Below are 24,722 nucleotides of genomic sequence, written 5' to 3'. Positions count from 1 at the left end.
CATTGAAAGAGAGGGATCATGTTCAATCTGACGAGACGCGTTTTCGGCTTTGGCCTCGTGGCCGCGACGGTCGTGCTGTCGTTCGGCGCCGCCGCGCAGGACCTGAAGCAGTTCAGCATCGGCTACCAGAAGACCGGCCTGCCGGTGATCGCCAGGCAACAGCAGGTGATCGAGAAGGCGCTCGGCGACAAGGGCGTCACGGTGAAGTGGGTCGAGTTCACCGCGGGGCCGCCATTGGTCGAAGCGCTCAATGTCGGTGCCATCGATGCCGGCTGGACTGGCGACGCGCCCCCGATCTTCGGTCAATCGGCCGGCGCCAACATCGTCTATGCCGCGGCGCTGCCGTCCAATGGCGAAGGCGAGGCGATCTTCGTCAAGCCGGCCTCGCCGGTCCAGTCGGTCGCCGACCTCAAGGGCAAGCGCGTCGGCGTCGGCAAGGGCACCAGTGCGCATAATCTTGTCGTCGCCGCCCTGGAAAAGGCAGGTGTCGCCTTCGACCAGATCACGCCGGTCTATCTCAGCCCGGCGGATGCGGCCGCCGCATTCGCCAGCGACCAGATCGATGCCTGGGCGGTCTGGGATCCGTTCTTTGCCATTGCCGAAACCCGCTACCAGCCGCGTGTGCTGGCCCGCTCCAGCGAAGTGCTCAAGGTCAACACCTATTTCCTCGCCAACAAGGATTTCGCCAAGACGCATCCCGAAATCGTCACCACGACCATCGCCGCGCTTGGCGAGGCGGCGAAGTGGGCGGACCAGAATCGCGACAAGGTGGCCGAGGCGCTGCATGAGGTGACCGGGGTGCCGCTCGACGCACAGACCATCGCCGCCAATCGCAGCAAGTTCGGCATCTTTCCGATAACCGACGAGATCGTTGCCGGCCAGCAGGCTACCGCCGACCGCTTCTACAAGCTTGGCCTGATCCCCAAAGCGGTGCGGATTTCCGACGCGGTTTGGACAGCGCCGGGCAATTGATTTTTCGTCACGCGGCGCCGGGTGGAGAAACGCCCGGCGCCGTTGCCGTTGTGCCTTGACCTCCAGGAGGCCCGCCTTGACCACGCCAGCCAAGCCACTCGATTTCTTCTGGTTCATCCCGACGCATGGCGACGGTTCCTATCTCGGCTCCGAGCAGCAGCAGCGGCCGCCGGAGTTCGGCTATTTCAAGGAGATCGCGCAAGCGGTCGACCGGCTCGGCTTCCCCGGCGTGCTGTTGCCGACCGGGCAGAACTGCGAGGATTCCTGGATCACCGCGACCGGACTGGCGACGCTGACCGAAAGGCTCAAATTCCTCGTCGCGCTGCGGCCGGGCGTGACCCTGCCGACCTTCGCGGCGCGCCAGACGGCAGCGCTCGACCGTCTGAGCAACGGCCGCCTGCTGCTCAACGTCGTGGTCGGCGGCAATCCGGCCGAGCTTGCCGGCGACGGCGTCTTCCTGCCACATGACGAGCGCTATGCGCAGGCGCATGAATTCCTGACCATCTGGCGCGGTCTGGTGTCCGGCGAGCGCGTCAATTTCGACGGCCAATATTACCGCGTCGAGAATGGCCGCCTCGACCTTCTGCCGTCACAGGAACGGCCGCCGCTTTATTTCGGCGGTTCGTCCGACGCCGGGCAGGATCTTGCCGCCGACCTGGTGGTTATGTACCTCACATGGGGTGAGCCACCGGCGCAGGTCGCCGAAAAGCTGGCTTCGGCGCGCGCGAAAGCGGCATTGCGCGGCCGCGAATTGCGTTTCGGCATCCGGCTGCATTTCATTGTTCGCGAAACCGAGGACGAAGCCTGGCGTGCCGCCGACCGGTTGATCAGCCACGTCACCGATGCGCAGATCGAGAACGCGCAGGCGCGGTTCCTCAACCAGATGGACTCGGTCGGCCAGCGCCGCATGGCTGAACTGCATGGCGGCCGCCGTGACAGACTGGTCGTCTCGCCCAATCTGTGGGCTGGCGTCGGGCTGGTGCGCGGCGGCGCCGGCACCGCGCTGGTCGGCACGCCGGAGCAGATCGCCGACCGCATCCGCGAGTATCAGGCGATCGGCATCGATACGATCATCGGCTCCGGCTATCCGCATCTCGAGGAAGCCTATCGCGTCGCCGAACTGCTCTTCCCCAAGCTCGGGCTCGGTACCAGGCGGCTCAAGCCGCGCGAAGACATCGCCAACGAATTCTCCGTCGGCTTCCATGGCGCGGCCCGCCTGCAGGCCGCGTCATGAGCTTTTCCACGCGCCTGCGCCGGAATGGCATCGGCTGGCTATTGCCGGTGCTGGTGCTTGCCGGCTGGGAGGTGGCTTCCCGCGCGGGCGTCATGCCGGCCAACGTGCTTCCGGCACCAAGCGCCGTCGCCGAGGCCTTCTGGCGGTTGACGCTGTCGGGTGAACTGGTCCGCAATATCGGCGTCTCGACGGCGCGTGCCCTGGCCGGCTTCGCCGTCGGCGGCTCGATCGGCTTCGCGCTCGGCCTTGCCAACGGGCTGTCGACGCTCAGCCGCGGCCTGACCGACACCACGCTGCAGATGATCCGCAACATTCCGCACCTGGCGCTGATCCCGCTGGTCATCCTGTGGTTCGGCATCGACGAGGAAGCAAAACTGTTCCTGGTGGCGCTCGGCGTGTTCTTTCCGATCTACGTCAACACGCTGCTCGGCATCCAGAGCGTGGACCCGCAACTGGTGGAGATGGGCCGCGTCTACGGCATGGACCGGCGCGCGCTGTTCTTCCGCGTCATCCTGCCCGGCGCGCTGCCGGCGATCTTCGTCGGCCTGCGCTACGCCTTGGGCATCATGTGGTTGACGCTGATCGTCGCCGAAACCATCTCCGCCAGCTCCGGGCTCGGCTACATGGCCATGCAGGCGCGCGAGTTCCTGCTGATCAATGTCGTCGTGCTGTCTATCCTGATCTACGCGCTGCTCGGCAAGCTCGCCGACAGTCTCGCCCGCCTGCTCGAGCGCCTGTCGCTCGGCTGGCATCCCGCATTTCAGAACGGATGAGTATTCGATGCCAGCCGCCAGTCTGACCGCCGTCCGCTCCTTTGTCACCACGCCAGCGCCCGCGCGCCCGGCGATATCGGTCGAAGGCCGGCGTGCCTTCGCCTTCAAGGGCGTGGAGAAACGCTTTGGCGACAAGACCGTTCTCGACGGCATCGATCTCGACGTTCCGGTCGGGCAGTTCGTCGCCGTCATCGGCAAAAGCGGCTGCGGCAAGAGCACGCTGCTCCGCTTGCTCGCGGGGCTCGACCGGCCGACTTCGGGATCGCTGACGCTGGGAGCCGAGGAAGAGGGCCACAGCCGCACGCGCTTCATGTTCCAGGAGCCGCGCCTGCTGCCCTGGGCCAGCGTGGTGAAAAATGTCGAGGTCGGGTTGACCGGCATCGCCTCCGGTGCGGAGGCCAGGAACCGCGCACTGGATATCCTTGGCGAGGTCGGCCTCGCCGATCGCGCCGACGAATGGCCCTCGGTGCTGTCCGGCGGCCAGAAGCAGCGCGTGGCGCTGGCCCGCGCGCTGGTCGGCCACCCGCAGGTCCTGGCGCTCGACGAGCCGCTCGGGGCGCTCGACGCGCTGACCCGCATCGAGATGCAGCAATTGCTGGAGCGTATCTGGATAGCCCAGAAATTCACCGCCGTGCTGGTCACGCATGATGTCGCCGAAGCGGTTGCGCTCGCCGACCGGGTGGTGGTGATCAGCGGCGGCAGGATCGCGCTCGATCTGGATGTGCCGGTGGAACGGCCGCGCCGCCGCGGTTCCGCCGAGCTTGCCCGCCTCGAAGGCAGGATTCTCGACCAGCTGTTCGGTTAAGGCCGCAGCGCCGGCGCGATTGACGAGCGGCTTCCCCGACCTTTCATCGAAGCCGACGGTTCGCCCACACCAGCCCGGCCAGGCCGATCAGCATGGTGGCGAGGCCGATATAGAGCCATTGCGACTGGCCGGTCATGAAGCTGCCGCCGATCACGCCGATGCCTTGCAGCGACCACAGCGCACCGATGGCCAGCACAATCAACGCCAGCAGATTTTTGGTCAGTCTCATTGTCGGACCCCGATTTTGAAAGTCGATCGATTGCGGCGCTATCGACGCGATGAAAGAGCCGAAGGAAGTGACCAGATCGCGCAGGTTTCTATTTGAAGATCAACGTCTAATCTTGTCATGAAAGTCCTTCCTGCCGATCAAAACAAGGTCGAAAACTGATCCTGGCGCGCCAGAAAGTCCCTGACAGACTGTTACCCGGTGACTCCAAACGTGTGATCTCGCCATGGAACCGCCAGATCACTGCCGCATTTCCTGCCTTATTCTCGACCTAACGGCTGGGGTCTGTCAAAAACGGAGCCATCCCCCAAATATGAAGACCCCAAAACAGACCGCGCTTGTCGCGGTAACGATCGCTGCTGGCCTGATGGTCGGCGCCACCGCCACTTCGGCAACCGCCGCCGCCGGCCAGTGTGGCCGCGCTTCCTGGTACGCGCTGCACTCGAAGACCGCCTCGGGCGAGCGCATGAACCCCTCGGCGATGACCGCCGCCCACCGCACGCTGCCTTTCGGCACCAAATTGCGGGTCACCAACAAGAACAACGGCCGCAGCGTCGTCGTGCGCATCAACGATCGTGGTCCCTTCATCAAGGGCCGCGTGCTCGACCTGTCGAAAGGCGCCGCCGGCCAGCTCGGCTTCATCGGCTCCGGCCAGACTTCGATCTGCATGGCGCGCGTCTGATATGACCGTCTTGACCATGATCCCTCCCGGACCGCGGCTCGGCGGCGCAAAGCTGGAATTTTCGGGGATCATGGTCAGGTGTCCGGCGAAAGCCTGACACATATCCTACACATTTCGGCGGCGCACATTAAGCCGGCTGTGCCGTCCGGGGCCGGTTTTCAAGGCTTTGGACGAAAGAAGCATTGGTCACGCCACGTGACGTATTGCATCGCAGCAATTAATTGTTAACCTCCCCGCATGACATTCAAGGCTCGGCGCTGCTCGTCGTCCCTTCGGTCGCGGCAGCAGCGGGGTTCTTGATGTACTACCAGCTTTACGAAATGAACCATGCCGCCTTGCAGCCGGCGCGGCTCTATGCCGACGCTGTCCGGCTCTTCTACTCCAATCCGCTCAATCCGGTTTCGCACACACCCTGGGGCCGTTCGATCGCGGCGGGCGCCGAACTGTTCGAGCGCACCACGCGCCGCTACGGCAAGCCGCAATTCGGTCTGGCCAAGACGGTGGTCGACTGGAAGAGCGTCGCGGTCACCGAAAAGACCATCTGGTCGAAGCCGTTCTGCAATCTCGTCCGGTTCGAGCGCGCCGTTCCCGCCGGACGCAAGGCCGACCCGAAGCTATTGATCGTGGCGCCGATGTCGGGCCATTACGCGACGCTGCTGCGCGGCACGGTCGACGCGATGCTGCCCTATGCCGATGTCCACATCACCGACTGGGTCGACGCCCGCATGGTGCCGCTGGCCGATGGCAGCTTCGATCTCGACGACTATATCGACTACATCATCGACATGTTGCACACGCTGGGTCCGGACACCCATGTGATGGCGGTGTGCCAGCCTTCCGTGCCGGTGCTGGCGGCGGTTTCGCTGATGGAAACGCGCGGCGACCCCTTCGTCCCTTCGACGATGACGCTGATGGGCGGACCGATCGACACCCGTCGCAACCCGACCGCGGTCAACCTGCTGGCCGAGGAAAAGGGCATCGACTGGTTCCGCGACAATGTCGTCATGCGCGCGCCCTGGCCGGTGCCGGGCTTCGGCCGTGAGGTCTATCCCGGCTTCCTGCAGCTTTCGGGCTTCATGAGCATGAACCTCGACCGCCACATCATCGCCCACAAGGACTTCTTCATGCACCTTGTGAAGCATGATGGCGACAATGCCGAAAAGCACCGCGACTTCTATGACGAGTATCTGGCGGTGATGGACCTGACGGCGGAGTTCTACCTGCAGACCGTCGACACCGTCTTCGTGCGCCATGCGCTGCCCAAGGGCGAGATGACGCATCGCGGCACTAGGATCGATCCGTCCGCCATCCGCAACGTCGCCTTGTTCACGGTCGAGGGCGAGAACGACGACATTTCGGGCCTTGGCCAGACCAAGGCCGCGCAGGACCTGTGCGTCAACATCCCCGCCGACAGGAAGGCGCACTACATGCAGCCGGCGGTCGGCCATTACGGCGTCTTCAACGGCTCGCGCTTCCGCTCCGAGATCGTGCCGCGCATCGTCGACTTCATCACCAGCTATGGCCGCCAGGACCGGGTGGCGGTGAAGCCGAAGCTGGTCCGCACCGCCAAGCGGTAGGCAATTCTGGAAACGGAGCGGGGCCGGGCCGGCGGTCCGGTTCTGTTGCACAAGTGCCGCTGTCCCTTCCCGCGGGTAACCATGCTGCAAATCAACCCGACGTCGTAATTGACACGGAGTGTAAATCGCCCTTAACGTTTCGTTAACAACAGGGCGAGCGGGGACAATGAATTCCTCAACCATGCGAAGGCTGCGCGTATGCGTGGCAGCCGGGCTGGCAGTAACGGGAGGCTGGATGGCACCGGCCTGGGCTGCGGACGCGATGGCGACCGGTGGCCTCACCTCGCAGCCGATCGGCCACTATGATTTCTGCAAGCAGCATCCGGGCGAATGTTCGACCCGTCCGTCCGACCTGACGCCAGCCAGCCTGACTGACGGGTTGATGCGCAAGCTGCTCAACGTCACCGCCAGGGTCAATGCATCAGTCAAGCCGATGAGCGACATGGACATCTATGGCAAGGACGAGGTCTGGGCCTATCCCGACAAGGGCGTCGGCGACTGTGAGGACTATGTGCTGGAGAAGCGGCGCCAGCTGTCCCGCATGGGCGTTTCGCTCGCCGATCTCTTGATAACCGTGGTGCGCAAGCCCGACGGCGAAGGTCACGCCGTGCTGACGGTGCGCACCGACGGCGGCGACTATGTGCTCGACAATTTGACCGACAAGGTCAAGCCCTGGGACCAGACCGGCTACCGCTTCCTCAAGCGGCAGGCGATCGACAACACCGGCCGCTGGGTCTCGATCCGCGGCGGCCAGCAGGTTCTGGTGGGCTCGGTGCAGTAGAAAGGGCGGCGCGGCCGCTCGCTTGGGGCGGCGGTCCCTCGCGCTTCGTCATCCCAGGGCGAAGCAGGAGCGAAGCTCCGTCGCGCAGACCCTGGATCCATGCCGTGACATCAAGGCATGGACGCCACGGCGCGGGAAATGACGCCGCTTATTTTCACGCGGGCATCGCCAGATTCCGCATCGCTGTGGCGCTCGCAGGTCGCGGCATGGATCCTCGGGTCTGCGCGTCCGCTTCGCTACCGCTCCGCCCGTGGATGACGAACTCCTCTCGAAATTTTCCACCTCTCCGTGAACCATTTCCGTTCGCCCGGCGACACACAGCCGTGGACGATAGAAACCCAAACCATGGAGACTTCAAATGACTGCTTTCCTGCGCAATACCCTTCTCGCCGTCGCTGCGGTATCGGCCCTGACCGGATCCGCTCTGGCTGGTCAGACCGACACGAGCTGCGTCAAGACCACGCTCAATGACCTTTGGGCCGGCCGTTGTTGCGGCACCGCCGGCGCGTCGGACTGTCTGGGCGGTGGCAATGGTGGCCGCGATCATAACGACAAGGGCGGCCGCGATCCCAATGGCGGCAGCACCAATGGTGGCCCGACCGGCAAATATTGATTGCGCCACAGCTGCCCGCTGGCGTTTCGCCGGCGGGCACTGGTTTGCGATCAGGCGGACGCCCGTCGCAAAATTCTGTTGAATCTAGATCACACCCGTCGGCCCAGCGCCGCACGGATCGATGCGGTGATGCGGCGCAGTTCCGCCTCGTCGAGCTTCTCTATGTTCTCGGCCAAAAGATTGGCGAGTTCGGTGGCGGCGGGGGAAAGACCCGACGTGTCGAGTTTCACGCGCGGGTGCGAGGCTTCGGCCAGCCGCGCCAGCTCCTCGGCATCGTCCCAGATGATGTTGAAATAGCCGATGATCTTCTGGATCAGCGTCCAGGTCGGCGCGCCGCGCCGGCCATGCTCCAGCGCCGAGAGATAGGCGGCGCTGATGCCGATCGCCGCGGCCATGTCCTTCTGGCTGACGCCGCGCTCGGCTCTCAGCGCTCGCAGCTTCTCGCCGAACGGCGTCATGAACGCGCCCGCCGTAGCCTGATATAGAGCGCGCCCGAGCCGCCATGGTTGCGGGCGGCATGGTCGTGGCTGGAGACCAGCGGCCGGAACGCCGGCGTCGACAGCCAGGCCGGCACGGCGCGCCGCAAGACACCGTCGCCGCCCGTAGACGACCCCTTGCCGGTGATGACCAGCACATAGCGGACGCCGCCGGCATGGGCCCGGTGCAGGAACGAGAACAGCAGCGAATAGGCCTCGTCCTGCGTCATGCCATGCAGGTCGACGCGGCCCTCGATCGGCAGCCGGCCTTTCTGCAACTTGTCCAGCGTCGGCTCGTCGAGCCGGTGCGTGACATGCTGCACCTTCGGCTTTGCCACGCCAGCCGGGCCGGCGGCGGGCTGAGCCGGCTGCGAGGGCGTTGGCCTGGCGTCGACGGCCATGTCTGGAATGTCGACCGCGGCGCGGCCCTTGAGCGGCTTGGCGGTGCGCGCCACCAGGTTCCACAGCACCCGGTCGTCCTCGCTGAGTTTGTCCGGACGCTTGCTCATCATGCGCCCCCGGCCAGCGCGCGCGGCACCAGCGCATAGAAATCCGCGGCGTTGCGCACCACGCCGGCGATCTCGCCAGCGGCATCGCCCGAGCCGGCGAACAGGTCGCCGCGCGCCGGCCCGGTGATGGCCGAACCGGTGTCCTGCGCAATCATCAGCCGCCGGAACGGCCTTTTGTCGAAGGCGGTGAGCGTCGGCGCGTCGATGTAAAAGGGCGTGCCGAATGTGTGCAGCAGCCGGTCGACGGCCATCGAGCGGCCCGGCGTCAGCGGCACCTTGGCGGCCGCGATCGGCCCCAGCGCGGCGTCATCCACCGCGGCCTCGCGGAAGAAGATGTAGGAACGGTTCTGCCACAGGATCTCGTCGACGCGCTGCGGATGCGCCTTGAACCAGGCGCGGATCGATTGCATCGTCACGTCCGCCAGCGGGATTTCGCCCAGCTCGCTCAGGATTTTGCCGGGGCCAGTAAAGCGCTGGCCGGTTTTGGCGGCGTAGGTGACGCGGCAAAGCCGGCCGTCGGTCATGGCGAGCCGCGCCGCGCCTTGCACATGGATGAAGAAGGCATCGACCTTGTCGGCCAGCCAGGCGATCTCCAGCCCCCGGCCGGCGAGCGCGCCGCGCTCGATCGCGCCACGGTCGGGATATTCGGCCAGCCCGTCGGTGGCCCGGCGGGCGAAGGCGAGGTAAGGATCCATCCCGGCCGGCCGGTTGGCGTCGTCGACATCGACAAGATCGGCCGGCCGCGACAGCAGCGGCACGGCAAAATGCTCCGTCCGCACCGGCGAGGCCTCGACTTGCGGCTCGTAGAAGCCGGTGACGAGGCCGGCGCCGGTTTCGGGCCGGACCAGCATGGGCACGAAATGACGCTCGAAGAAGGCGCGGGCCTCGGATCGGTTCGCCGGCGAGGCGCCGCGCGCTTGCGCATAGGCCTCCGCGAAGGCGCCGAAATCGACGCCCAGCGCACCGCTGCGATAGGGTTTTATCGGTACATGCAAGGCGGAACGGGCAAACGCCTCGAAGGCCGGCAGATGGTCGTCGTCGCCCCAGCCGGGCAGGTCGCCGAAGGACCTTTCAACAAGGAGAGGCGACAGCGACACCGGAGCCCGCCTGTTCCGGGCTCAGTCTTCTTCTTCGGTTGCGACGAGCTTCCAGTTCGGATCGCGCGAGCGCGTGTCGCGGGCGAAGGTCCAGACATCCTTGACCTCGGCCACCGTTTCCGGATCGCCGTCGATGACGGCGCCGGCCTGGTCGCGCGTCGCCGAGATCAGCTCGCTGATGATGCGCAGCGTGACATGCGCCTCGCCGCCCTTCATCTCGGCCGAGACGATGTCGGCCTTGTCGATGCCGACGAAGGAGGACTGGATCTTTTCCGACTTGGCCTCGCGCTCGCCGATCGCGGCGACAAAGCCGTCATAGACCTCCCGCGACAAAAGGTTCTTCAGCGTTTTGCGGTCGCCGTCGGCATAGGCCATGACGATCATCTCATAGGCCATCTTGGCGCCGTCGACGAAACCCTTGGGATCGAACGACGGGTCGTTGTCCTTGATCGCGCGCAGGCCCTTGTTGAGATCGGTGTCGGGCTTGGCGAAGGCGTCGATCGCCGCATAGGCGTCGGCCGGCGCCGCCTCGCCGGGCAGCCGCTTGCGCGGCAGCGAAACCACGTTCTCGGGCTTCTGCGTGGCATCCTTGTCGGTGCGCGCCGCCGTATAGGGGTCGAAGGGCGGCCGCTCGCTACCGGTCCGACGGCCCAGCACGTTGCGCAGCTGGAAGAAGATCACCACCGCCGCGATCAGGAAGAAAATCGTGCCGAAGTCGAAGAAGCCCATATTTTCCGCCAATCAATCCCTGCCTCTAGGCCGGACCGTCCAGCCGACAGGCCGCGGTCGCATAGCGTTCACCATTCAAAGCATATAGAACGCAAGGCGCAATCATTCAAATCAAAGGCAGGCATACCTATCTAACAGCCTCCGTGCCAGCGGCGATTGGTCGCCGGCGGGCTAAAACAATCGAATGGTCGGTAAAGACTTGCGCATTTCGCTGCTTCCCTTCTTTCTCCTCGCGCTGCCGCTGCTGGAAATCGCCGGTTTCGTCGTCGTCGGCCGTGAGGTCGGCGCGCTGGCGACGGTCGGCCTGGTGCTGGCCTCGAGCTTCGCCGGCGTGCTTCTGCTGAGGCACCAGGGTTTCGGCGTCATGGCTCGCATCCGCGCCGAGATGGCCGCCGGCCACGACCCCAGCCGCCAGCTCGCCCATGGCGCCATGATCGTGGTCGCCGCGATCCTGCTGATCATCCCCGGCTTCATCACCGACATTATCGGCCTGCTGCTGTTCCTGCCGCCGGTGCGCGACTTCGCCTGGAGCAGGCTGAAGGGCCGCATCGTCGTGGCCAGCAATTTCTCCACCGGCGGCTTCCGCCGCCAGCGCGACAAGGTCATCGACCTCGACGACGGCGACTATTCGCGCGAGGACGACCTGAAGCGCGGCCCGGACCACAATTCGCCGTGGCGACGGCTGAAGGACGACTGAGGCTTCGCTTCGTCATCCTGGGGCGGAGCAAGGAGCGGAGCGACGCGGCGCAGACCCCAGGATCCATGCCGTGACGCAGAAACGCTGCGACGGTGCAGAATTTCCGCCTCTCCTTCACCCCGTCGATGATCGTCTCGACTTGGAGCACTTGCAGACTTGGAGCGCGGGCAAAACTGTACGAGGCTATCTTGAGCCGCTGCATTTCCCGGCCGATGTCGCGGCATGGATCCCAGGGTCTGCGCGACGGAGCTTCGCTCCTGCTTCGCCCTGGGATGACGACGTGAGACCCAAGGCGGCAAACCTTGTCTTGTCATGCCGGCCATGGTAGCGAACGCCCGATTTCAATTCGGTCAGCAACGCTGCCCACGCAAAAGGATATCGGCTTATGGCCAGCAATGATGACGCGCCGGTCGGCGCCAACGGCAACGGCAATGGCAGCGCGGCGCAGCCGTCGCTCAACGTCCTGGCGCAGTATGTGAAGGATCTGTCCTTCGAAAGCCCCGGCGCGCCAAACTCGCTGCGCGGCCGCGACAAGGCCCCCGGCATCGCCATCAACGTCAACGTCAACGCCAACCCGCTCTCCGACAAGCAGTTCGACGTCAATTTGACGCTGAACGCCAAGGCTTCCTTCGACCAGGAAGTGCTGTTCAACGTCGAGCTGATCTATGGCGGCGTCTTCGCCATTTCGGGCTTCCCGCAGGAGCACATGCTGCCGATCCTGTTCATCGAATGCCCGCGCCTTTTGTTCCCCTTCGCCCGCCAGATCATCGCCGAGGCGACGCGCAATGGCGGCTTCCCGCCGCTGATGCTCGACCCGATCGATTTCGCGCAGATGTTCCAGCAGAAGATCGCCGAGGACCAGGCCGCCTCGCAGACCAAGGTGAGCTGAGGCTCGCCTGACAGGATCGCTTTGAAAAACCCGGCCTCGCGCCGGGTTTTTTGTTGGGAGCGCCACCCTTTCCTTCGTTATCCACGGGCGGAGCAAGGAGCGCAGCGACGCGGCGCAGAACCGAGGATCCATGCCGCGACCTCAAAGCGTTGCCACGGTCCAGGTTCCGCTCCGCTGCACCCGTCAGCAAGGTCGCGGCATGGATCCTCGGGTCTGCGCGTACGCTTCGCTACCGCTCCGCCCGTGGATAACGAACGTCGGGAGTTGGCGCGCCACACCGCCGAGCTTATTTGCCCTGCGGAGCACCGCACAAGTCCTGCGGATTCCAGAACACTCCCTTGTGTTACCCAGCCCTATCATTCCCTCTCAGGCAACGACGCCCCGGTGGTCGCGCCCGCGCCCGCGCTGGCGATTTCGCCGGGGCGAGCCTGTTTTCGTGCATGTCCTTGCAGCCGGATCGCCGCCCATTCGGCGGCATGCACCAACAAAAGAGGGAACGACGATGAAATTCATGCTGACCGACCGCAAGCTCCACCCGCGCGCCAGACCCGCCGCCGACGATTTCAAAAAGGGCGGCATCAGCCGCCGCGAATATCTGGCGCTGATGGCCGGGCTCGGCGTCAGCGCCGCCGGCGCCTTTGCCTTGGGTGGCCTGACCGCGACTCCGGCCCGCGCCGCCGAACCCAAGAAGGGCGGCACCCTGCGCGTCGCCATGAACGTCAAGGGCTTCAAGGATCCGCGCACCTTCGACGGCGTCGAAATGTCCAATGTCGCCCGCCACTGCAACGAATATCTGGTGCGCTGGAACACCGATTTCTCGTTCGAGCCCTGGCTGCTGGAAAAGTGGGAGATGAGCGACGACGCCAAAACGCTGACCCTGCATGTGCGCAAGGGCATCACCTGGTCGAACGGCGACGCCTTCAATTCAGATGATGTCATCCACAACCTGACCCGCTGGTGCGAGGCCGGCGTGGCCGGCAATTCGGTCGCCGCGCGCATGGGCGCGCTGGTCAATGCCGACACCAAGAAGGTGGTCGATGGCGGCATCGAGAAGGTCGACGACTTCACCATAAAACTCAATCTGCCCAAACCGGACATTTCGCTGATCGCCGGCATGGCCGACTATCCCGCGCTGATCATGCACCGCTCCTATGACGGGGACGGCGACCCCATGAAGGCGCTGGCCATCACCACCGGTCCTTGCGAGCTGGTGAAATGGGACGCCGAGACCGGCGCCGAGGTGAAGCGCAAGGACAAGCCCTGGTGGAAGGGCGAGTTCCATCTCGATGGCATCCAGTGGATCGACTACGGCTCCGACCCCAACGCCATGCTGTCGGCCTTTGAATCCGGCGAGATCGACACCGACCACGAAACCGCCTCCGACGCCGTCGCGCAGACCGACAAGATGGGGCTCAAGAATTCCGAGATCGCCACCGGCTCGACCATCGTCGCCCGCTTTAATGTCGCCAATGCGCCCTATGACGACGTCAAGATGCGCCGCGCCGCCCAGCTCGCGGTGGACAATGCCGCCGTGCTGAAGCTCGGCCTCGATGGCCGCGGCAAGCCCGCCGACAACCACCATGTCGGCCCCATGCACCCCGAATATGCCGATATCGGCCCCGCCAAGCGCGATGTCGACCAGGCGAAGAAGCTGCTGGCCGAAGCCGGCAAGGCGGACCACGAATATGAGCTGATCTCGGTCGATGTCGAATGGCAGAAGAGCACCGCTGACGCCATATCGGCACAGATGCGCGAGGCCGGCCTCAAGATCAAGCGCACCGTGCTGCCCGCCGCCACCTTCTGGAACGACTGGAGCAAATACCCCTTCTCCTGCACCGAATGGCTCGGCCGCCCGCTCGGCGTCCAGGTGCTGGCACTGGCCTACAAATCCGGCGCCGCCTGGAACGAAAGCGCCTATGCCTCGAAGGAATTCGACGCGCTGCTCGACAAGGCGCTGGCCATGCCCGACGCCAAGGCCCGCAAGGAGATCATGGCCAAGATCGAGCAGAATCTGCGCGGTTCCGGCATCATCATCCAACCCTACTGGCGCTCGGTCTACCGCACCTATCGCAAGGGCATCGAAGGCTGCGAACAGCACCAGGCGCTGGAACAGCATTTCGAGAAGGTCTGGATTGAGGGGTGAGAGGCGGTCCGCGTAGCGGACGGAAAGCCAACTGCTTGGCTTTCCGAGCCTCGAACGCCCTGAGCCTGCGAAGGGCCGGGGCGCCGACGCTCTTCCTTCCCCCCTTGTGGGGGAAGGTGGATTGCCGCAAAGCGGCAAGACGGATGAGGGGTGCGTGACGGATCGCTGCCTTGCAGAACCAAGCGCTCACAAGCGCCCAATCCTTTCCACCGCCTCACTCCGCTGGAACACCCCTCATCCGTCTCGGCGCTGGCGCGCCGATCCACCTTCTCCCACAAGGGGAGAAGGAAAAGGCGTCACGCTCACCGCCCATCCCGCACCAACGTCCAAATCCACCCAATAAAAGTCAGCACCAGGAATGGATAGCCGGCGGCGGGCAGCGGCGCCGAGGTTGGCAGCAAGGGCGCGCCCCACAGGATCATGCCGACTGATGCGACAAACAGCACGGCGGCCACCAGCGCAGTGAGCCGCATCCACAGGGCAAAAGTCTTCGGCGCGCTGATCAGCACCAGCCCCGCCGCCCAAAGCGTGATGCCCCCGGCATAGGAAGGCACGCTGGCCTCCAACCCCGCCGCATTGCCGGCCAGCAGCAACGTCTCGCCGGCCAGGAAGGTCAGGAAACCGGCCGCAACACAGTCATTGCCCAGCCGCTGATATTTCATGGTCAGCAGTGCGGCGGCCACCACGAGTGCTGCGCCGTCGATCGTCCAGAGCGTCTCGCGCAGCGGCGCGCTGGCGACGAAGGTGCCGGCGAGGCCGAAAGCGCCGCCGATGGCGAGGCCGAGAGCGGCGACGGTGTCTGAGGTGGTGCGCATTTGTGTCTCCCCAAACCAGGGAGAGGATACTCTGATGGCGTGCAATCTGTCACCTACGAGGTCGGCTCGAAGGAGGACGCCTTGCCATAAATGCCAAGCTTGCCAAAGGAAGTTCCCCATCGACATAGATACAAATATTGTTGATCAAATACTTATCTGATCGTAGAAGTTCACGCTGGGGATTTGGCAAGGGGGGTGTAATTGTCACTGGAACGTATCCACCTTAGGAAGCTTTTGGCGCTCTTCTATCTCCCAAGAAATCTACGCACCTCCGCATTACGAGACGACATTCGCCGCGACATAAATAAGAAAATGTATGGGGCTCCTGGAGGCGGTGATTTTCATGGGCCTTTTTGGGCAGACGCCAAGACACACGTTACAGGTCATGCCGATCTGCGGTTATTGACTGACGATCGAGTTGCCAGCAATAAGCGACGGCAGAGACTCTATCCTCTTTTAAGAAGCGGCTTCCTGACGTGGTGGAATGAAAAGCGTCGATGGATAAACGAACCCTTTGAGATTGTCGAAGGCAGCATAAAAAAGCAGTTTGTCGTGGAGGCTCTGGGATGCACCGTGAAGGTTGAGAACTTGCTCTCTGTCAAAATCGGCGATGAGTCTCACCGGCTTGTGTACCCATATTTCAGCGAAAAGCCCGCCCTTACGGCCGAAAGCGCAAGGGTCGGACTTTGGGTTTTAAATCAAGCGCTACCAGTCTTTAGCGTTGAAGATTTTCGCATTTTGGACGTACTTCGAAGCGCTTCGTTCGCCACAATTGACTCGCCGTTGCAGGGAAATGAAGAGGGTCTCTTCATGAGTCAATACACTGCATTGCTCGCAGAATGGAGGAAGCTCCGGAAAGAGTATGAATAGGGCATCTATTCTCGGATGCACGCCCCTTAAATGGATTGTTCGTATGTTCTCTTGAAAAATTGAAGATCTTATGGCTAAAACTCTTGAGACTACCCAAGTAACTGAATTTAAAAACTTACTCGACGAGATCGAGCAATTTCAGCTCGCGCATGATGCATCTTGGTATCGGGGGAGCAGCGATAGCTCTCATAAGCTTGTTCCATCGCTGTTTCGCCACAGTTCAAAGAAGAAGATTGAGGAGCTTTCGCAGCTCGAAAGCGAGATTACCATTAGATTTGTTCAGCGGTCGCAGCCATTTTTGAGTCGGACACTGACAAGCGACTGGGATAAGCTCTTTTTGATGCAGCACTATGGGGTGCCAACAAGGCTGTTAGATTGGAGCGAGAACCCATTCGTTGCAGCCTATTTTGCCTTAAGCGGCGCCGAGCGGCATAAGAAAGATGCGGCTTTCTGGATGTGCGATCCCATCTTATGGAACCGCTCCGCTCTGCAACATATCTCGTTTTCGGGCGGCGTATTGGACGAAAGCAGCGACCAGTTGCACACCTATGCGCCAGGGACGCCAATTCCACAGATGCCCAAACATCCGATAATGATATACGGCACCTATAACAGCGCTCGTATCGTAGCTCAGCGCGGTGGCTTCGCGCTCTTTGGGCAAGGACTGGAGGAGATGGAAAAAGTCTACAAGAGTGACACGTTCTCGAAGGGATGCTTGAAGAAACTAATAATACCGAGAGATAAGGTTCAGTCGATACGTGACTCTTTGTTTAGAAAGGGTTTTACCGAATCAGTCGTTTTCCCAGATTTAGAAGGCCTTTCCCGAGAATTGAAGAGAGTATTTGGCTTCTAAGATGAAACCCAGAGCAATTCGGATAAACGCCCATCCACCGAAAACGCTGTCCTGGTGGAACAGGATGCGCGATCAGATTGATATGGATCCACCATATCAGCGTCGCGGGCGACTCTGGTCCCCGTCAGATAAAGGCTATCTAATAGACTCAATAATAAATGGGTATGACGTACCAAAACTCTATCTCGCGGATTTTCAAACTGGCGAAAATCCCCTCAACCCTAACCGTCTCCCCTTTGCCATCATCGATGGCAAGCAGCGCCTTGAAGCGATTTTCGATTTCTTTGACGGCACGCTGACCCTCAATCATGACTTCAAATGGCGTCAGGATGAAACACTTCAGCTTGGTGGCCTGTCTCTGAGGGATTTGAGGGCGAATTACCCGCAGGTCTCAGAAACTTTTGAGAACGAATCTCTCGATATTATGAGCGTTGTGACCTCCGATGAGGATGAAATCAACGAGCTGTTCGTAAGGCTTAATCGCAGCAAACCTCTCACCGGCGCAGAGATCCGCAACGCTATGACGGGGCCTGTATCAGAGGTCACGAGAACTGTCAGTAAACACGAATTTTTTTCCGATATTATTCGGTTTAGCGTCAAACGCGCTGCAGACTATAACGCTGCAGGAAAAATTCTACTCTTCGAGTACCAAGGTAAATTGGTTAGCACGAAGAAATCAGATCTCGACAAATTTGCTCGAGGGCCGTCAGTCGAGCAGTCCAGGCTGGAACTGTCAGGACGACGCTGTGTCGACAATTTGGACCGAATGGTAGAGGTTTTCCTTCCGAAGGATGAGCTTCTTTCGTCGGCTGGCATTATGCCGGTATATTATTGGTTAGTCAGGCAGGTCGATGATGCATCTCTTACGGTATTGAGGGAGTTTTTACTAAGCTTCGAGAGAGACAGAAAACGGCACCGCGACATGCATGTTCAGGGCGGCCAGGATAATTACTCTTCGATCTACTCCCGGTATGATGCCTTAAACCGCAGCACAAACGATGGTGTCAGCCATGTTGGTCGGGTCGAAATTTTAGAGCGAGAATTAGGAACGTGGGCTCTTCAAAAGGGTTACCCGCCCCCAGGACAACGCAAGCAAACTCGGCCCTAATTCTCCTCAATCCCCCATCTTCAAGGCCTGGATAAACGCCTCCTGCGGAATATCGACCTTGCCGAACTGCCGCATCCGCTTCTTGCCCTCTTTCTGCTTGTCCAAGAGCTTGCGTTTGCGCGAGACGTCGCCGCCATAGCACTTGGCGGTGACGTCCTTGCGCAGCGCCGAGATCGTCTCGCGGGCGATGACCTTGCCGCCGATCGCGGCCTGGATCGGGATCTTGAACAGGTGGTGCGGGATCAGTTCCTTCAGCTTTTCGCACATCTGGCGGCCGCGCTTTTCGGCCGCCGTGCGGTGGACCAGCATGGAGAGCGCGTCGACCGGCTCCTCATTGACCAGGATCGACATCTTCACCAGGTCGCCCTCGCGGTAGTCGGTCAGGTGATAGTCGAACGAGGCATAGCCCTTGGAGATCGATTTCAGCCGATCATAGAAGTCGAACACCACTTCGTTTAGCGGCAGATCGTAGGTCAGCATGGCGCGTTTGCCGACATAGGAGAGATCGGCCTGGATGCCGCGCCGGTCCTGGCAGAGCTTCAGGATACCGCCGAGATAGTCGTCGGGCGTCAATATGGTGGCGCGGATCCACGGCTCTTCGATGGCGGAGATTTTCACCACGTCCGGCATGTCGGCCGGGTTGTGCAGTTCCTTCACCGAGCCGTCATTGAGCAGCAGCCGGTAGACGACGCTCGGCGCGGTGGCGATGAGGTCGAGGTTGAACTCGCGCTCCAGCCGCTCCTGGATGATTTCGAGATGCAGCAGGCCGAGGAAGCCGCAGCGATAGCCGAAGCCGAGGGCGGCGCTCGTTTCCATCTCATAAGAGAAAGAAGCGTCGTTGAGGCGCAATTTGCCGACGGCGGCGCGCAGATCCTCGAAATCGGCGGCGTCGACCGGGAACAGGCCGCAGAACACCACCGGCTGCGCCGGCTTGAAGCCGGGCAAGGCATGCGCGGTCTGGCGCTTGTCCTCGGTGATGGTGTCGCCGACGCGTGTGTCGGCCACTTCCTTGATCGAGCCGGTGAAGAAGCCGAACTCGCCGGGTCCGAGCTCCTCGACATTGATGCGGGCCGGCGTGAACACGCCGGTGCGCTCGACCAGATATTTGGCGCCGGTGCCCATCATGCGGATGGTCTGGCCTTTTCTCAGCACGCCGTCGATGATGCGCACCAGCACGATGACGCCGAGATAGGCGTCGTACCAGCTGTCGACCAGCATCGCCTTCAAGGGCGCTGTCGCGTCGCCCTCGCGCGGCGACGGCAATTGGTGGACGATCGCTTCCAGCACGTCGGGAATGCCGAGCCCGGTCTTGGCCGAGATCAGCACGGCGTTGGAAGCGTCGATGCCGATCACCTCCTCGACCTGCTCGCGGATGCGCTCCGGCTCGGCGGCCGGCAGGTCGACCTTGTTCAGCACCACGACGATCTCGTGGTTGTTGTCGATCGCCTGGTAGACATTGGCCAGCGTCTGCGCCTCGACGCCCTGGCTGGCGTCGACCACCAGCAGCGAGCCCTCGCAGGCGGCGAGCGACCGCGACACTTCATAGGCGAAGTCGACATGGCCGGGCGTGTCGATCAGGTTGAGGATATAGTCCTCGCCATTGTTGGCGCGGTATTTCAGCCGCACGGTCTGCGCCTTGATGGTGATGCCGCGCTCGCGCTCGATGTCCATCGAGTCCAGCACCTGCTCCTTCATGTCGCGCAGCTCCAGCCCGCCGGTCGACTGGATCAGGCGGTCGGCAAGCGTCGATTTGCCATGGTCGATATGGGCGACGATGGAAAAATTGCGGATGTGGTCGAGGGGCGTGCTCATGCCGCGCGCTTTAGCAGGGGCGGCAAGCGGCGGCAAGGCTTGGCGCCCAAGGGCTGCCTTGCCGCTCGCAAAGCGGTGAAATCGGCAAAAGAATCGAAAAAACCGGCCTGCGCGCCAACAATGCGTAAACTTTAATCGTTCAGATTAGACCTTGGTTTGCCGGCTGCGTGGTAATTGCGCGCCCTCTAATGTCTGTCGGGAGTTGGAAATGTTCAAGCTTGCAAGCGGCTTTACCCGTTCCCGCAGCGGGTCGATGATGCCGCTCTTCCTGGTGAGCCTGATGCCGCTGATCGCGGCCATCGGCTTCTCGGTCGACTATACCAGCGCGGTCCAGACCAGGTCCAACCAGCAGCAGGCGCTGGATGCCGCGATCCTGACGATCACCACCATGGACACCACGTCGACGCTGCCGCAGCGCCAGACGATGCTGCAGGATTCCTTCACCGCCAACGGCGGACAAGGCACCGCGACGCTGACCAGCTTCGTGGCTGGGACCACCGCCACCGCGACCACCGCGCGGGCCACGGCAAGTTTCGCCATGCCGACCGTCTTCATGACCATCGCAAGGATCGATACCGTACCGATCGCCGTGGCCTCGGCGGTCAGCAAGCCGCCGGCGCTGGTCGCGGCCAACTTCAAGGTCAGCGGCGTCTCGGGCTACTGGAACAAGACGATGACGCTCTACGGCACGCAATTCGGCGCGACGACGGCCAAGCCGCTGATGACGATCGACTACGTCTATGGCAAGACCGGAGATCCGAAGGGCTATGGCACCACCACCACCAGCATCCTAACGACCGATTCAACCGGCAAGACCGTCACCACGGTGGCCCAGACGCAGGTTTGCAAGCTCGCCGGCTCCAACCCGCCTTCCGGTGCGGTGATCCAGACCGACAAGTTTCAGACGAAATTTTACTGTGTCGACACGATGTATCCCGCCAATGGCACTGGCGCGTCCATCGATGTCAGCCAGATGGGTGGCCTCAGTCTGCAGATGTATGTGCCATCAGGCAACCCGCAATACCTCAAGTCGAATGATCCAACCACCTCAAACCGGCTCTACAACGGGCTCATGGATCCGCAGACCAACACTGTCAATTACAATGAGATCGCGACCGGCCAGGTCGTCGATATCTTCGGCCTCGTGCCTTGCGGCGCGACAGCCTATCAGGCCTGGGAAGATGGCGGCAACGCGGTCCCGGCGCCTGTCGGCAACGCCGACTTCTTCTACAACGTGACCGGCAAGTGCGACTTCAACAAGCGGCCCTCTGACACCGCGCTGACGCAGTGAGGTGGGGCTGCCGATCTCCCCCCTCGTGGGGGAGATGGCCGGCAGGCCAGAGGGGGCGCTGTCCCGCCGACCTGCCAGGTCCACGATATCCGCCCTGGTTCGACCGGCCATCTCCCCCGCGCGCCGACATCTGTTTAAAAGCGCGGGCGTAGGCGCTCTACGGCGCCCCCCTCTGTCCTGCCGGACATCTCCCCCACGAGGGGGAGATTGGACGCGCGACCGTTTTCGCCAATCTCCAGGGCCGCAAGGAGGAGGCGCAGGCGCTCTTCAATCACAAACCGGTGAGCGTTGTAACGAAGCGGCAAGTGGCGGCGAAGTGGGGATATGACGGGCGCATCGTGGCGCCCTCCCACGGAGCAAGCCGATGTCGCCAGTCATGTCACGCAGGGTCCTCGCACTGTCCGGCCTCGCCGCGCTCGCGCTCGCCGCCTCGCTCGGCGCGGCGGCAGCCCAGCCGCTCAGCGTGGTCGAACTGTTCACCAGCCAGGGCTGCTCGTCCTGTCCGCCGGCCAATGCCAACCTGATCAAGGTCAAGGACCGGCCCGGCGTGCTGGCGCTGTCGTTCAACGTCACCTATTGGGACTATCTCGGCTGGAAGGACACGTTCGGCAAGAAGGAATTCACCCAGCGCCAGGTTTCCTACGAGCCGCCGCGCGGCCATGACGGGCCGTTCACGCCGCAGGTGGTGGTCAACGGCCATGCCGACGTCGTCGGCGCCGCGCCCGGCGAGATCGAACATCTGATCACCGCCACGGCCAAGACCGGCGGCCCGTCGCTGTCGCTCGACGGCGGCAAGGTCGCGATCGGCGCCGGCGCGGCACCGGGCGGCAAGGCCGATGTCTGGCTTGTGCGCTACACCAAGGGTGTCGTCGAGGTGCCGGTGGCGCGCGGCGAAAACACCGGCCGCACCTTGCCGCACGCCAATGTCGTGCATCAGTTGCAAAAGCTCGGTGGCTGGAGCGGCGCGGCCACCACCTATGCGCTGCCTTCCGCCTCCGGCGGCCTCAGCACCGCAGTGCTGGTGCAGTCGCCCGGCGGCGGGCCGATCCTGGCCGCCGCCGCCAACTAGATCGCGTTCGAGCAGAGATTTGCCGAGCAGAGATTTGCGCCACCGCATGGGCGGCGGCGCAAGACCCCGGCCGTCCAAAAGGGCGTGCCACCAACCCCACAAGGAAACCGACTATGACCAATTTCTCCCGTCTGACGCTGCCGGCGCTCGCGCTCGCTCTGTGCTCGACCGCGCTCGTTGCCGGCGGCATCGCGCGCGCCGACGATGCCACCAATGCGATGAAGCCCGCCGCGGACGCCATGAAGCCGGCCGCGGACGCGATGAAGCCGGCAACCGATGCGATGAAGCCGGCCGACCCTATGGCCACCAACTCCATGAAGCCCGCTGCGGATGCCATGAAGCCCGCCGCGGACGCGATGAAACCGGCGACCGATGCCATGAAGCCGGCAACGGATGCCACCGCCAATTGAGATTGGGCGTGGCCTTCTGTCCCTGGCGGGCTCTCTGTCCAGCCGGGGGCAGTCGCTGGAGCAATCCCGGCAAAGGCTTGAAGCGTTTTTTGCGTCGGGAACACGTCAAGGCGAAAGTCCCGGCGCACGCGAATGTGAGGCGCCGCCGCAACTCGCGCATCGCGCCACCGCAGCTGATCCAATAGACTGATCCCCCAAATTACTGATCAACGGGGAAAGCCATGAGGAGTGCAACCATGACCAATACCAACAACCGTTCGGCCGGTCTTGTCCGGGGCGCGCTCGCCGCACTCGCCCTTGCCGTCGCGGGCGCCGCCTTCTGGCTGACGCCTGCCATCTCCGCCGAGGACGCGGTGAAAATCCCGCCGCCGGCAATCGACGAAAAGGCGGCCTCGGGCAGCGAAAAGGCAATCTTCGCCGGTGGCTGCTTCTGGGGCGTGCAGGGTGTGTTCCAGCACGTCAAGGGCGTCAGCAAGGCGGTTTCCGGCTACACCGGCGGCGCCAAGGACGATGCCGTCTACGAGACGGTCGGCACCGGCCGCACCGGCCACGCCGAATCCGTCGAGATCACCTATGATCCCTCGGTCGTGACTTACGGCCAGCTGCTGCAGGTCTATTTCTCGGTCGCCCACAACCCGACCCAGCTCAACTACCAGGGACCGGATTCCGGCACCCAGTACCGCTCGACGATCTTTGCCGAGAACGACGCGCAAAAGAAGATCGCGCAGAGCTACATCGCCCAGCTCGACAAGGCCAAGGTGTTTTCCGAGCCCATCGTCACCACGCTGGAGACCGGCAAGACCTTCTACCCGGCCGAAAACTACCACCAGGACTTCCTGACGCTGAACCCGACCTACCCCTACATCGTCTACAACGACCTGCCCAAGGTGGCGAATTTGAAGACGCTGTTCCCGTCGCTCTACAGCGAAAAGCCGGTGCTGGTGCTGTCGGCGAGCAACTGAGTGCCTAATCTCCCCCCTTGAGGGGGAGATGGCCGCGAAGCGGCCAGAGGAGGTCGGTCCGACCGGGCTCGACCTGTTGCGACAGAAGAAGGTTAGCGCTCTACGTCCGGCGACCCCCTCTGTCACCTACGGCGACATCTCCCCCTCGAGGGGGGAGATTTTGTGCCTACATGGCCTTGACTGCATCGCACGACACATCGGGGTTCATGTCGGCAAAGATCCCGGTCGGGTTCTTCTTCCACGCCCAGACATGCAGTTCGTAGAAAGCCCCGAGGCCGTAGCGGTTGGGTGCGCTGTTGAAGTTGAACAGCTGCCCTCCCAGCGAGGCCGGACCTTTCGAGGTGATGTATTCGACGGCAACAAGCCTGAGCTTGCCGTCGGCCATCGGCTCGTACATCACCGCCTCCGGCTTGGCGACATCGACCGCGTCGTCCTTCAGATAGGCGGCATTGACGTAGTGGATGCCCATGGCGCCGCCGCTGATGCCGCTGGCGCATGCGATCGGCGCGTAGCCTTCGGCGGTCGCCATCGCCACATTCTCGAAGCGGCTATTGGCCGCCCGCACCTTCTCGTCCAGCGCGCCGGCATCGTCGGCATTCGCCGCCGTGGCCGCGATCGACAGGATCGACAGGTTGATGAGATGTCTGGTCCACAGATGGATGTTCATTTTCTCTCCTCGTTGTTGATGCGCGCGGGAGCAGCCGCTCCTCGCGGCGAAGCCCGGATGGCCGGACGTATCGGTGGCTATAACCGGGTGAAGTCCCAGTAGTGGGGCAGCTCTTCGCGCTCCGGCAGGCCGATGTCGCGCCTCAGATAGTCGCCTTCCGGTGGCCGGCGCCTGCCCGGCAAGTGCGCGGAAAGCGCCGACACGATCCGCCGCAGGCGGCGGGGCACGCCCCACTCCCGGCGGTCATCTCCCAAGGCAGGCATCGCGTCGTTGGCCGGCATGTCGGGCATGTCGCCATTGCGCTGGGCGACCGGACTTTCATGGGCGATAAAAGTAAGGGTCAAGAACCCGCACCTCCGTGATCTTGTCGACGGGCAGGGCGTTCTTCTGGGCGGTGCTGCGGATCGCCTCCGGCGAAGGCGCGTCATAGATGCAGAAGCTCTGCTTCTTGTCGGGCGACACGAAGGACTGCACCCAGGTGACGCCCTTCTCGGCATTGCGCATGATCACTCCGGCCAGTGCATCGGCGCCGGCATCGTTCATCGGCACGCTGAGGCCGGCAGGAAATGTACGTTCAACCACATAGCGGGGCATATCGAGGTTCCCTTTTCCATTGGACACGCTCGAATTGAGCGCGGCTGGACATGATCACGCCCGTCAAC

28 protein-coding genes are annotated in these 24,722 nt (G+C 62.9%); 18 read left to right on the top strand and 10 right to left on the bottom strand.

Annotation, left to right across the window (positions count from 1 at the left end; translation table 11 throughout):
- Positions 1 to 18: 18 nt before the first annotated feature.
- From EJ077_RS30520 to EJ077_RS30505, 4 genes are all read left to right on the top strand, one after another.
- Positions 19 to 972, top strand: a complete 954-nt coding sequence (locus EJ077_RS30520; protein WP_208698645.1) for a sulfonate ABC transporter substrate-binding protein — start codon at positions 19 to 21, stop codon at positions 970 to 972.
- A 76-nt stretch (positions 973 to 1,048) separates the two neighbouring features.
- Positions 1,049 to 2,206: an FMNH2-dependent alkanesulfonate monooxygenase gene (gene ssuD / locus EJ077_RS30515; protein WP_208698643.1), complete on the top strand. Its 1,158-nt coding sequence runs from the start codon at positions 1,049 to 1,051 to the stop codon at positions 2,204 to 2,206.
- Positions 2,203 to 2,979, top strand: coding sequence for an ABC transporter permease subunit (locus EJ077_RS30510; protein WP_208698641.1), 777 nt, complete (start codon positions 2,203 to 2,205; stop codon positions 2,977 to 2,979). Before ssuD ends, EJ077_RS30510 begins: the two co-directional genes overlap by 4 nt.
- A gap of 7 nt (positions 2,980 to 2,986) precedes the next feature.
- Positions 2,987 to 3,784, top strand: coding sequence for an ATP-binding cassette domain-containing protein (locus EJ077_RS30505; RefSeq protein ID WP_208698639.1), 798 nt, complete (start codon positions 2,987 to 2,989; stop codon positions 3,782 to 3,784).
- A 43-nt stretch (positions 3,785 to 3,827) separates the two neighbouring features.
- On the opposite strand, the gene EJ077_RS30500 is transcribed toward EJ077_RS30505, so the two are convergent.
- On the bottom strand, positions 3,828 to 4,013 hold the full coding sequence (locus tag EJ077_RS30500) for a hypothetical protein (protein ID WP_167531555.1): 186 nt from the start codon (positions 4,011 to 4,013) through the stop codon (positions 3,828 to 3,830).
- 310 nt (positions 4,014 to 4,323) lie between these two features.
- On the opposite strand from EJ077_RS30500, the gene EJ077_RS30495 reads away from it, so the two are divergent.
- The 4 genes from EJ077_RS30495 to EJ077_RS30480 all read left to right on the top strand — a co-directional run bounded on the left by EJ077_RS30495 (position 4,324) and on the right by EJ077_RS30480 (position 7,663).
- Positions 4,324 to 4,692 (top strand): septal ring lytic transglycosylase RlpA family protein, encoded by a 369-nt coding sequence (locus tag EJ077_RS30495; protein ID WP_208698637.1) that lies wholly within the window; start codon positions 4,324 to 4,326, stop codon positions 4,690 to 4,692.
- Positions 4,693 to 4,991: 299 nt separating this feature from the next.
- Complete coding sequence (locus EJ077_RS30490) at positions 4,992 to 6,269, top strand: polyhydroxyalkanoate depolymerase (protein ID WP_208698635.1); 1,278 nt, start codon at positions 4,992 to 4,994, stop codon at positions 6,267 to 6,269.
- A gap of 166 nt (positions 6,270 to 6,435) precedes the next feature.
- A complete protein-coding gene (locus EJ077_RS30485) occupies positions 6,436 to 7,050 on the top strand; it encodes a transglutaminase-like cysteine peptidase (protein ID WP_208698633.1) in 615 nt (204 codons plus the stop codon).
- Between the two features lie 358 nt (positions 7,051 to 7,408).
- Positions 7,409 to 7,663, top strand: a complete 255-nt coding sequence (locus tag EJ077_RS30480) for a hypothetical protein (protein WP_135930959.1) — start codon at positions 7,409 to 7,411, stop codon at positions 7,661 to 7,663.
- An 89-nt stretch (positions 7,664 to 7,752) separates the two neighbouring features.
- Here EJ077_RS30480 and EJ077_RS30475 read toward each other — a convergent pair whose 3' ends face one another.
- The 4 genes from EJ077_RS30475 to EJ077_RS30460 are packed head-to-tail and all read right to left on the bottom strand — an operon-like array spanning position 7,753 to position 10,474.
- On the bottom strand, positions 7,753 to 8,121 hold the full coding sequence (locus EJ077_RS30475) for a helix-turn-helix domain-containing protein (protein ID WP_208698631.1): 369 nt from the start codon (positions 8,119 to 8,121) through the stop codon (positions 7,753 to 7,755).
- Entirely contained in the window at positions 8,118 to 8,648 is a 531-nt protein-coding gene (locus EJ077_RS30470) for a Smr/MutS family protein (RefSeq protein ID WP_208698629.1), read from the bottom strand. Before EJ077_RS30470 ends, EJ077_RS30475 begins: the two co-directional genes overlap by 4 nt.
- Positions 8,648 to 9,745 carry a murein transglycosylase A gene (locus EJ077_RS30465; protein ID WP_208698627.1) on the bottom strand — a complete coding sequence of 366 codons (1,098 nt, stop codon included), beginning with the start codon at positions 9,743 to 9,745 and terminating at the stop codon, positions 8,648 to 8,650. The genes EJ077_RS30470 and EJ077_RS30465 overlap by 1 nt, the downstream gene beginning before the upstream one ends.
- A gap of 21 nt (positions 9,746 to 9,766) precedes the next feature.
- Complete coding sequence (locus tag EJ077_RS30460) at positions 9,767 to 10,474, bottom strand: Tim44/TimA family putative adaptor protein (protein WP_208698625.1); 708 nt, start codon at positions 10,472 to 10,474, stop codon at positions 9,767 to 9,769.
- Positions 10,475 to 10,673: 199 nt separating this feature from the next.
- Between EJ077_RS30460 and EJ077_RS30455 the strand changes: the two genes are divergently transcribed.
- From EJ077_RS30455 to EJ077_RS30445, 3 genes are all read left to right on the top strand, one after another.
- On the top strand, positions 10,674 to 11,171 hold the full coding sequence (locus EJ077_RS30455; protein ID WP_208703175.1) for an FxsA family protein: 498 nt from the start codon (positions 10,674 to 10,676) through the stop codon (positions 11,169 to 11,171).
- 385 nt (positions 11,172 to 11,556) lie between these two features.
- On the top strand, positions 11,557 to 12,060 hold the full coding sequence (gene secB, locus EJ077_RS30450) for a protein-export chaperone SecB (RefSeq protein ID WP_127277690.1): 504 nt from the start codon (positions 11,557 to 11,559) through the stop codon (positions 12,058 to 12,060).
- 502 nt (positions 12,061 to 12,562) lie between these two features.
- A complete protein-coding gene (locus tag EJ077_RS30445) occupies positions 12,563 to 14,203 on the top strand; it encodes an ABC transporter substrate-binding protein (RefSeq protein ID WP_208698623.1) in 1,641 nt (546 codons plus the stop codon).
- 302 nt (positions 14,204 to 14,505) lie between these two features.
- On the opposite strand, the gene EJ077_RS30440 is transcribed toward EJ077_RS30445, so the two are convergent.
- Entirely contained in the window at positions 14,506 to 15,018 is a 513-nt protein-coding gene (locus tag EJ077_RS30440) for a hypothetical protein (protein ID WP_208698621.1), read from the bottom strand.
- 201 nt (positions 15,019 to 15,219) lie between these two features.
- On the opposite strand from EJ077_RS30440, the gene EJ077_RS30435 reads away from it, so the two are divergent.
- The 3 genes from EJ077_RS30435 (at position 15,220) to EJ077_RS30425 (ending at position 17,849) form a co-directional block, all read left to right on the top strand.
- Positions 15,220 to 15,888 (top strand): hypothetical protein, encoded by a 669-nt coding sequence (locus tag EJ077_RS30435; protein ID WP_208698619.1) that lies wholly within the window; start codon positions 15,220 to 15,222, stop codon positions 15,886 to 15,888.
- A 70-nt stretch (positions 15,889 to 15,958) separates the two neighbouring features.
- The gene (locus EJ077_RS30430) at positions 15,959 to 16,741 is read left to right on the top strand and encodes an FRG domain-containing protein (protein WP_208698617.1); all 783 of its coding nucleotides are present in this window, start codon (positions 15,959 to 15,961) and stop codon (positions 16,739 to 16,741) included.
- A 64-nt stretch (positions 16,742 to 16,805) separates the two neighbouring features.
- The gene (locus EJ077_RS30425; protein WP_208698615.1) at positions 16,806 to 17,849 is read left to right on the top strand and encodes a DUF262 domain-containing protein; all 1,044 of its coding nucleotides are present in this window, start codon (positions 16,806 to 16,808) and stop codon (positions 17,847 to 17,849) included.
- A gap of 6 nt (positions 17,850 to 17,855) precedes the next feature.
- Here EJ077_RS30425 and lepA read toward each other — a convergent pair whose 3' ends face one another.
- Complete coding sequence (lepA, locus tag EJ077_RS30420) at positions 17,856 to 19,661, bottom strand: translation elongation factor 4 (RefSeq protein ID WP_208698613.1); 1,806 nt, start codon at positions 19,659 to 19,661, stop codon at positions 17,856 to 17,858.
- A gap of 208 nt (positions 19,662 to 19,869) precedes the next feature.
- Here lepA and EJ077_RS30415 point away from each other — a divergent pair, with 208 nt between their 5' ends.
- From EJ077_RS30415 to msrA, 4 genes are all read left to right on the top strand, one after another.
- Positions 19,870 to 20,952 (top strand): TadE/TadG family type IV pilus assembly protein, encoded by a 1,083-nt coding sequence (locus EJ077_RS30415; RefSeq protein ID WP_208698611.1) that lies wholly within the window; start codon positions 19,870 to 19,872, stop codon positions 20,950 to 20,952.
- A gap of 364 nt (positions 20,953 to 21,316) precedes the next feature.
- The gene (locus EJ077_RS30410) at positions 21,317 to 22,021 is read left to right on the top strand and encodes a DUF1223 domain-containing protein (protein ID WP_208698609.1); all 705 of its coding nucleotides are present in this window, start codon (positions 21,317 to 21,319) and stop codon (positions 22,019 to 22,021) included.
- Between the two features lie 113 nt (positions 22,022 to 22,134).
- Positions 22,135 to 22,431 carry a hypothetical protein gene (locus EJ077_RS30405; RefSeq protein ID WP_208698607.1) on the top strand — a complete coding sequence of 99 codons (297 nt, stop codon included), beginning with the start codon at positions 22,135 to 22,137 and terminating at the stop codon, positions 22,429 to 22,431.
- Positions 22,432 to 22,667: 236 nt separating this feature from the next.
- Positions 22,668 to 23,393: a peptide-methionine (S)-S-oxide reductase MsrA gene (gene msrA, locus EJ077_RS30400; RefSeq protein ID WP_208698605.1), complete on the top strand. Its 726-nt coding sequence runs from the start codon at positions 22,668 to 22,670 to the stop codon at positions 23,391 to 23,393.
- A gap of 166 nt (positions 23,394 to 23,559) precedes the next feature.
- On the opposite strand, the gene EJ077_RS30395 is transcribed toward msrA, so the two are convergent.
- From EJ077_RS30395 to EJ077_RS30385, 3 genes are all read right to left on the bottom strand, one after another.
- A complete protein-coding gene (locus EJ077_RS30395; RefSeq protein ID WP_208698603.1) occupies positions 23,560 to 24,060 on the bottom strand; it encodes a hypothetical protein in 501 nt (166 codons plus the stop codon).
- A gap of 77 nt (positions 24,061 to 24,137) precedes the next feature.
- Complete coding sequence (locus EJ077_RS30390) at positions 24,138 to 24,404, bottom strand: hypothetical protein (RefSeq protein ID WP_208698601.1); 267 nt, start codon at positions 24,402 to 24,404, stop codon at positions 24,138 to 24,140.
- Positions 24,379 to 24,654 carry a DUF4242 domain-containing protein gene (locus EJ077_RS30385; protein ID WP_208698599.1) on the bottom strand — a complete coding sequence of 92 codons (276 nt, stop codon included), beginning with the start codon at positions 24,652 to 24,654 and terminating at the stop codon, positions 24,379 to 24,381. Before EJ077_RS30385 ends, EJ077_RS30390 begins: the two co-directional genes overlap by 26 nt.
- Positions 24,655 to 24,722: the final 68 nt, after the last annotated feature.

It is taken from the genome of Mesorhizobium sp. M8A.F.Ca.ET.057.01.1.1, assembly GCF_003952565.1.
Classification (GTDB): Bacteria; Pseudomonadota; Alphaproteobacteria; order Rhizobiales; family Rhizobiaceae; genus Mesorhizobium.
The sequence above is the reverse complement of the archived record's forward strand: the minus strand, read 5'-3'. Positions and strand labels throughout refer to the sequence as shown.

Bases quoted from the DNA above. Each gene is read 5' to 3' on its own strand.
- EJ077_RS30500 (WP_167531555.1), bottom strand. From the start codon at position 4,013: ATGAGACTGACCAAAAATCTGCTGGCGTTGATTGTGCTGGCCATCGGT.
- EJ077_RS30470 (WP_208698629.1), bottom strand. From the start codon at position 8,648: ATGAGCAAGCGTCCGGACAAACTCAGCGAGGACGACCGGGTGCTGTGG.
- EJ077_RS30490 (WP_208698635.1), top strand. From the start codon at position 4,992: ATGTACTACCAGCTTTACGAAATGAACCATGCCGCCTTGCAGCCGGCG.
- EJ077_RS30495 (WP_208698637.1), top strand. From the start codon at position 4,324: ATGAAGACCCCAAAACAGACCGCGCTTGTCGCGGTAACGATCGCTGCT.
- EJ077_RS30415 (WP_208698611.1), top strand. From the start codon at position 19,870: ATGTTCAAGCTTGCAAGCGGCTTTACCCGTTCCCGCAGCGGGTCGATG.
- EJ077_RS30445 (WP_208698623.1), top strand. From the start codon at position 12,563: ATGAAATTCATGCTGACCGACCGCAAGCTCCACCCGCGCGCCAGACCC.
- lepA (WP_208698613.1), bottom strand. From the start codon at position 19,661: ATGAGCACGCCCCTCGACCACATCCGCAATTTTTCCATCGTCGCCCAT.
- EJ077_RS30425 (WP_208698615.1), top strand. From the start codon at position 16,806: ATGCGCGATCAGATTGATATGGATCCACCATATCAGCGTCGCGGGCGA.
- EJ077_RS30480 (WP_135930959.1), top strand. From the start codon at position 7,409: ATGACTGCTTTCCTGCGCAATACCCTTCTCGCCGTCGCTGCGGTATCG.
- EJ077_RS30510 (WP_208698641.1), top strand. From the start codon at position 2,203: ATGAGCTTTTCCACGCGCCTGCGCCGGAATGGCATCGGCTGGCTATTG.
- EJ077_RS30385 (WP_208698599.1), bottom strand. From the start codon at position 24,654: ATGCCCCGCTATGTGGTTGAACGTACATTTCCTGCCGGCCTCAGCGTG.
- EJ077_RS30410 (WP_208698609.1), top strand. From the start codon at position 21,317: ATGTCGCCAGTCATGTCACGCAGGGTCCTCGCACTGTCCGGCCTCGCC.
- secB (WP_127277690.1), top strand. From the start codon at position 11,557: ATGGCCAGCAATGATGACGCGCCGGTCGGCGCCAACGGCAACGGCAAT.
- EJ077_RS30475 (WP_208698631.1), bottom strand. From the start codon at position 8,121: ATGACGCCGTTCGGCGAGAAGCTGCGAGCGCTGAGAGCCGAGCGCGGC.
- EJ077_RS30460 (WP_208698625.1), bottom strand. From the start codon at position 10,474: ATGGGCTTCTTCGACTTCGGCACGATTTTCTTCCTGATCGCGGCGGTG.
- msrA (WP_208698605.1), top strand. From the start codon at position 22,668: ATGACCAATACCAACAACCGTTCGGCCGGTCTTGTCCGGGGCGCGCTC.
- EJ077_RS30395 (WP_208698603.1), bottom strand. From the start codon at position 24,060: ATGAACATCCATCTGTGGACCAGACATCTCATCAACCTGTCGATCCTG.
- EJ077_RS30440 (WP_208698621.1), bottom strand. From the start codon at position 15,018: ATGCGCACCACCTCAGACACCGTCGCCGCTCTCGGCCTCGCCATCGGC.
- EJ077_RS30505 (WP_208698639.1), top strand. From the start codon at position 2,987: ATGCCAGCCGCCAGTCTGACCGCCGTCCGCTCCTTTGTCACCACGCCA.
- EJ077_RS30430 (WP_208698617.1), top strand. From the start codon at position 15,959: ATGGCTAAAACTCTTGAGACTACCCAAGTAACTGAATTTAAAAACTTA.
- EJ077_RS30485 (WP_208698633.1), top strand. From the start codon at position 6,436: ATGAATTCCTCAACCATGCGAAGGCTGCGCGTATGCGTGGCAGCCGGG.
- EJ077_RS30520 (WP_208698645.1), top strand. From the start codon at position 19: ATGTTCAATCTGACGAGACGCGTTTTCGGCTTTGGCCTCGTGGCCGCG.
- EJ077_RS30405 (WP_208698607.1), top strand. From the start codon at position 22,135: ATGACCAATTTCTCCCGTCTGACGCTGCCGGCGCTCGCGCTCGCTCTG.